The sequence below is a fragment of the candidate division KSB1 bacterium genome (genome assembly GCA_022566355.1).
Taxonomy (GTDB): Bacteria; Zhuqueibacterota; JdFR-76; order JdFR-76; family DREG01; genus JADFJB01.
The window spans coordinates 1-6,208 of the sequence record JADFJB010000183.1 but is presented as its reverse complement, the minus strand read 5'-3'; the positions used below and the strand labels follow the sequence as shown (position 1 = coordinate 6,208).

6 protein-coding genes and 1 riboswitch are annotated in these 6,208 nt (G+C 40.8%); of the genes, 2 read left to right on the top strand and 4 right to left on the bottom strand.

Annotated elements, in window-relative coordinates; translation table 11 throughout:
* Positions 1 to 267: 267 nt before the first annotated feature.
* Positions 268 to 825 carry an IS110 family transposase gene (locus tag IIC38_19635; protein ID MCH8128134.1) on the bottom strand — a complete coding sequence of 186 codons (558 nt, stop codon included), beginning with the start codon at positions 823 to 825 and terminating at the stop codon, positions 268 to 270.
* On the bottom strand, positions 806 to 1,339 hold the full coding sequence (locus IIC38_19630) for a transposase (protein MCH8128133.1): 534 nt from the start codon (positions 1,337 to 1,339) through the stop codon (positions 806 to 808). The genes IIC38_19635 and IIC38_19630 overlap by 20 nt, the downstream gene beginning before the upstream one ends.
* Before the next feature lie 251 nt (positions 1,340 to 1,590).
* On the opposite strand from IIC38_19630, the gene IIC38_19625 reads away from it, so the two are divergent.
* Positions 1,591 to 2,088 carry a hypothetical protein gene (locus IIC38_19625; GenBank protein MCH8128132.1) on the top strand — a complete coding sequence of 166 codons (498 nt, stop codon included), beginning with the start codon at positions 1,591 to 1,593 and terminating at the stop codon, positions 2,086 to 2,088.
* Positions 2,089 to 2,190: 102 nt separating this feature from the next.
* Here the strand turns inward: IIC38_19625 and IIC38_19620 are convergent, their stop codons facing one another.
* A complete protein-coding gene (locus tag IIC38_19620; protein MCH8128131.1) occupies positions 2,191 to 2,469 on the bottom strand; it encodes a DUF1566 domain-containing protein in 279 nt (92 codons plus the stop codon).
* An 86-nt stretch (positions 2,470 to 2,555) separates the two neighbouring features.
* Positions 2,556 to 3,533 carry a hypothetical protein gene (locus IIC38_19615; protein ID MCH8128130.1) on the bottom strand — a complete coding sequence of 326 codons (978 nt, stop codon included), beginning with the start codon at positions 3,531 to 3,533 and terminating at the stop codon, positions 2,556 to 2,558.
* A 103-nt stretch (positions 3,534 to 3,636) separates the two neighbouring features.
* Positions 3,637 to 3,736: riboswitch (TPP riboswitch) on the top strand.
* A 192-nt stretch (positions 3,737 to 3,928) separates the two neighbouring features.
* On the opposite strand from IIC38_19615, the gene IIC38_19610 reads away from it, so the two are divergent.
* On the top strand, positions 3,929 to 6,208 hold a 2,280-nt coding region (locus IIC38_19610; protein ID MCH8128129.1), incomplete at its 3' end, for a TonB-dependent receptor.

The following is a 6,208-nucleotide window of genomic DNA, read 5'->3' as shown; positions in this document are numbered from 1 at the left end:
AGATTTTTTTTGAATTACTTCTCATCTAAAAAAGGAAGTGATTCAAAAAAAATTAGATTAATTTAAAGAACAAATAACAGAACAAAACAAAATACAAACACGCTGTTATAAACAGACATCCCTTTTCTGATGAGGGAGCTGCAAGACAAGAATTAAATGATATAAAATGCGTAGCCGCAGTCTCAGGATAACTGTTCCTAAAAGGATTGCAGCCTTTCGTAAACGGTCTACGCAAAGGTAAAAGATTGTTATTTCGATTTTGTCCTCTTATTCAACGACTGCTAGTACATAAGGCGGTTGATTTTTCCAGACGTATCGGATACGTCGAAGAAGTTTTTTGGCAATGCGAATAATGGCATCTTGTTTCTTCATACGTCGTGTTAATTGATTAAATGCATGTAGTAAAGCCGGATCCTTTCTAACGGCAATCCAGGCAGCTTCAACTATGAGATGGCGCAAATAGCGATTTCGTCTTTTTGTCAATCCCTGATCGATGGTTTTATCTCCGCTACCATGAACTGACGGAACCAGCCCAACAAAAGAGGCTAATTTATCGAATATTCGAAATCGATTGATGTCCATAATTTCAGTATAAAATGAAAGTGCGACGACAAGGCCAATACCTGGTATTGAGCGTAAAAATACAAACGGTTCATATAAGCTGTGACTTTTGAGATGGCTTCGTAAAATACGCGTAATATCCACTATCCTTTGCCGATGTTGTTGCAACTCTTCAAGGCAAAATATCAGATAATCCTTACCACATGCTTGAGAAAATTCTAGTGACAGCAACCAGTTGATGAAATTACCTGACCAATGCGGCATTTTCACTTGACATGGTATGGGGGATACCATAGGTGTGTAAATGTCCTTTAATACGGTTTTTGACACGTGTCTGATTCACAACTGATTGACCACGCAATCGACAGAGTGAACGTAGTTGTTGGTGCAGCTCATCAGGTATATAAATACTGTTTAGAGATTTGTTCTCTAACTCTCGTGCTATCTTGCGTGAATCCACTTTATCGGTTTTGTTTGTCCTCTCTTTGTTTGTGGTGGCTACATCAGCTGCGTGAATAACCAAATTCTTTATGCCCAGGCTCTCGAGACTACGATGAATCCAGAAGCCACAGAAACCAGCCTCATAGGCACTGATGTACCTACCACCAGGGTAATTGCAGTGCAAATGCTTATACAATAATTCTGGAGATGGATCCATGCTAAAAGTCTTTAATTCCATGTTGTTATTCCGAAGCGTGATAACCCAATTCTTCTTATGCACATCCATACCAATATAAAACTCTTGATCCTTAAATTCCTTTTGATTAATTTGCTGCATGATAGCTCCTTTCTGATTTAAGTTATATTACTGCTTCTAACTTTAATGTAAGAAAGGAGCTTTTCTTTTATTTACAATTACTTTTTAACATAATGTCTCAGGATAAACTCCGCGAGGAGAAATCTTGTCTCCCAACAAGTCATTTTTTGTATAGATTAAAAGATTTCTCGTCGTAAACTCCTTCCAAGAAACTTCCGTGTCATCGCGATCCTGAAGGGATTGTCAGTACCCTACCGGCCATTGCAACCGTATTGTTCGGTTATTTTGCCGGGGATTGGCTGCGTTCCGATCGCCAGCCTTTGGAGAAGACCAACGGTTTGTTCATTGCCGGAACCATTGCTATCTTCATCACCCTATTCTGGCAGGAATGGATGCCCCTCAACAAAGCGCTGTGGACCAGCAGCTATTCGGTTTATACAGCCGGATTAGCCCTGCTCTGCCTGGCTGCTAGTTATTGGTGGCTCGATAGTAAAGGCAAGCAAAAAGGCAGCAAAATATTTATGGTGTTTGGTATGAATTCCATCTTTGCTTTTGCCGGCTCCTCCTTTCTGGCCAAGAATCTCTATTGGTGGAAATTTACTCTCCCGGACGGCAGCCAGGTTTCACTGAAAGGAATGTTCTACAACAACCTGGTTACGCCAATTTTTGGCGATTGGTTGGGCTCGCTTTTATACGCCATCTTGAATATTGTTTTATGGTGGGCAATTTTAAGCTGGATGTATCGCAGGAAGATTTTTATTAAGATTTGAAGATGTGCCGATTTCTTGCAAAAAAAAATGTACAAACCTTAAAACAAAAACAACAAAAAAATAATCAAATAACACAAATAATCGAATGATCGATGATTGTCCTCAGCGAACCGCTCGAACGTCGTTCCCGTCGTCGAGAGGGTAGTTGGTGCAGCCGCCAAAATTGAAATCGACTACCCATGCACCCGAGGCGCTTTGTTTATCCGAAGTCCAAATCCATCTCTGTTGTGGATCAAAAATTGAATCAATAAATAGACCCTCATTTTTCTTTACTGGCTCCATAAGCGTCATCGCTTCTGCCAATGTCGGCAAACGCCAATCACTAAAATCGGCACAATTTATCACGGCGTAATTTTTGAATATACGCTTCTGCCTTTTCATAACTCAACCTTCCTGTGCCTGCCTTTTGCCAGGTGAGGTTTGTAGCAGAGTCAATAATTATTGTATCATCATTTATGGTTTTGAGTTCATATTGATGTTTTATTCCCCCCTTTCTCATTCCAAAACATATGATAAAAGTCCCTCTCTATTACCATTGCTTTTGCCTTTTCAAAGGAAAGATAATCAGTAGACTTAAGAAATTGATTAACTGCAAACGAACCCCCGGCTAAAGTAAGTGAAACAGCCAATATGGTAATTAAGGCTCTTGCGTAACGAACAGCTTCAACCCTTTTTATTGTTTTTGTTCGCACACCTATTAGAATATCCTTCATAACTTCCTTGGCGTCGATAAACCATTCTCTTGTGAGTGCTGCAGTGCCAACTATTACCAAGATAAGACCACCCCAGGATAAACCGTTTAATATGTTTGATGTAGACTCTTGAAAACCTTCACCAAGTAATATTATCAAGACGACCATAGGTAATACATAAAGGACAAAAGATTTAATTATATTTGCTGTCTGATAGATTAACTGGACAAACTTTGATGAATGTTGACTGGACAAATCTGTTAAAATATAGTGTAAATTGGGTAAACGAATTTTATACAATAAGGAGCTTTCACCCTCTCCCTCTGCTTGCGCATAAAGATCTTCGTAGGTTTCAAAATACTCTTTTTTTAAGAAATCCAGGTAAATCAAATAGGTTGCAAGCATTAAGTAGATCGCTGCCAAAATCAAAGGACTAAATTTCAGCATTTTACTGCTATTGATTTTAAAGCCAAATAAAGGTATAATTGGTTCAGGCTTAACTCCTGATTTATCCGGACTTGACTCGACTTTCGATGTATCTTGTAAATTTATCTCTTGGGCGGGAAGCCTTTCTATTCTCGATTGTCCGGGTGGAGTATTGGTTGGAAATAATTCAGGCTCGAATACCAGGGCAGAAAGCAACAGCATCAAAGTAAAAAAAATAATAAACAAGCGACCGACAATTTTGCTTGTTTGAATGAGATTTTGATAAAGCTTATCTACCAGGTCGAAATCCAGCTCTTCTTTTTTCATGGGCTTCTTTAGGCAAAATCAATTATTAATATGTGGTCATTAAACTAATGTCTTTTTCAACTTGAATTCAGCCAAATTTCAACTTATATTTACCAAGTTCTTTGATTTCGACTCGGGGTGCTTTGCACCAGTGCAAGGCTGAGAGTACACCCATCGAACCTGATCCGGATAATACCAGCGCAGGGATTTTGAATTTGCACATCAATCCGTATTGATTTGAATGCCACAAAACCCTCCCGGTCTTGTGGCTTTTTTAGTTTAAGTCAAAAACCGCTAAAGCGGTTGAAAGCTATTCAAAATCCTGTTAATCCTGTCTAAATAATTTTAAAGAATAAGAATAGCAACACCAAGAAAGTCGGTTTTTAAAAAATCATAAATTGAAAGGAAAGCCTAAAATGAGAAGATCCATATTCATTTTTTTACTGTTTTTATTGCCATGTCTTCTAACCGCACAGAACCAAAAAGGAACGATTACAGGTACTGTAACCGATATTGCAAATGGCCGGCCGCTACAAGGGGCAAACATAGCTTTGCAAAACATTAGCCTGGGAACCATATCCGGGGAAGATGGAAAATTTGAAATTTCAAACCTCACCTTCGGCCAATATATCCTGGATGTGAGTTTTGTCGGTTATCGAACCGAACAAAGATCGCTACCTTTAAATCAAAATACAATAGAAGTAAACTTTGCATTAACTTCCGTAATCCTGCCGGGACATGAGGTTGTCGTTACGGCAATTCGGGCGACAGAAGGCGAAACGCCGGCAGCGTTTAGTACCTTAACCCGGGAAGATATCGAAAAAAACTATCACACCCAGGATATCCCGGTTTTGCTAAGCCAACTGCCCTCGACCACTTTTTACTCCGAGGGCGGCAGCGGCATCGGCTACAACTATCTCTCTATCCGTGGTTTCGATCAACGACGAATCTCGGTGATGATTAACGGCATCCCACAAAACGATCCGGAAGACCACAATGTATATTGGATCGATTTCCCGAATTTTTTGGACAATGTTGAAGACATACAAGTTCAGCGCGGTGCCGGCAGCGCTTTTTACGGACCACCGGCTATCGGCGGTTCCGTAAATATCACCACCACACGATTTTCACCGGAACGCAAAATTTCGTTTTATGCCGGATCAGGAAGTTACGATACACAAAAATACTCGCTTGCCTATAACAGCGGTCTCCTGAAAAACCAATACATTCTAAATGCCCGGGTTTCACAGATCAAAACCGACGGTTACCGGAACCAATCCTGGGTAAATTTTAAAAGCTATTTTTTTGGCGCGGCGCGATTTGGCAAGAGATCGACCATGCGGCTGCACGTTTACGGCGGTCCGATTGCAGATCACCTGGTGTTTTTTGGTATTTCAAAAAATGCTGCCAATAATAAAGAATCCCGAAAAGAGAACCCCATTGTTCGTCCCGATGAGATCGAGAATTTCAATCAACCACACGCAGAATTTTTTCATCAATACCAGGTCAACGAAAATCTTACACTCAACAATACGCTTTTCGGCATTCGCGGCTACGGCTTTTTCGATTACGACGGCTCCTGGGCGCCGGCTTCTTATTTTCGCCTGACACCGGAATTTGGCTTTGCCGATAAAGGCGATCCGGAGAACATTTATGTCGATGATCTGTTAATCCGTGCCTATGTAGATAATAAACAGATCGGTTGGCTGCCCAATCTAACCTGGCAGCATAAAAAGGCGACTGTGGTCCTGGGAAGTGAAATCCGCATTCATCGCTCGTTACATTGGGGGCGCATTCAAAAAGGTTCGACCGAATTGCCTCCTGCAGTTTCCGGCGAATTTAGCGGTCATAATTATATAGGCAGCCGGCGCTACTACGAATATAAAGGCGGAAAAGACATATTGTCTCCTTACATTCACAGTGGTTACAAATTTAATGACAAAATCTATGGAAGTTTCGATTTACAGTTTTCTCATCTTCGTTACAAACTTTACGACGAGAATTTTATCGGAACTGAATTTGAGCAAGTCTATAATTTTCTCAATCCAAGGATTGGCTTCAATGTTCATCTCAACAGCAGGACGAACCTATTTGTCAGTTATTCCCGCACCAGCCGGGATCCCCGTTTAAAAAATCTGTACGATGCTGCCGAAGCCAGCACTCCTGCAAGCTGGGGAGCGGTCGTTCCCCGGTTCGAACGCTTTCCGAACGGTGCATTCAATTTTGATGAACCGCTGGTTAAGCCGGAATCGCTGAACGATTTTGAGGTTGGAATGGGTTATCGGAATGAAAATATTTTTGCGGATGTTAACCTGTACTTCATGGATTTTAAAGATGAAATTATCAGTAAAGGTCAACTCGATCGGTTTGGCCAGCCCATTACCGGTAATGCGGAAAGGACGCTTCATTTGGGAATTGAAATGAATGGTGGAATGAATCTGACAGAAAAAATAACAGTCGGCGGAAATATTTCCCTTAGTAATAATGAATTGAAGAAATATACGGTATTTTCCGGCAATGGCTCCCCAACAGTTTTAAATGGCAACCCGATCGCAGGATTCCCCGATTTTCTTGCAAACGCCATGATAAACTATTCAAACAAAGGTTTCAATGCATCGCTAACCCTCAAACATGTGGGCAAGCAGTACCCGGATAATTTCAAGAATGAAGAAAATCCAGTGGATGAATATACCGTT

Excerpts from the sequence above, each read along its gene's own strand:
- IIC38_19635 (MCH8128134.1), bottom strand. The coding sequence starts at position 825 with ATGCCGCATTGGTCAGGTAATTTCATCAACTGGTTGCTGTCACTAGAA.
- IIC38_19630 (MCH8128133.1), bottom strand. The coding sequence starts at position 1,339 with ATGCAGCAAATTAATCAAAAGGAATTTAAGGATCAAGAGTTTTATATT.
- IIC38_19620 (MCH8128131.1), bottom strand. The coding sequence starts at position 2,469 with ATGAAAAGGCAGAAGCGTATATTCAAAAATTACGCCGTGATAAATTGT.
- IIC38_19615 (MCH8128130.1), bottom strand. The coding sequence starts at position 3,533 with ATGAAAAAAGAAGAGCTGGATTTCGACCTGGTAGATAAGCTTTATCAA.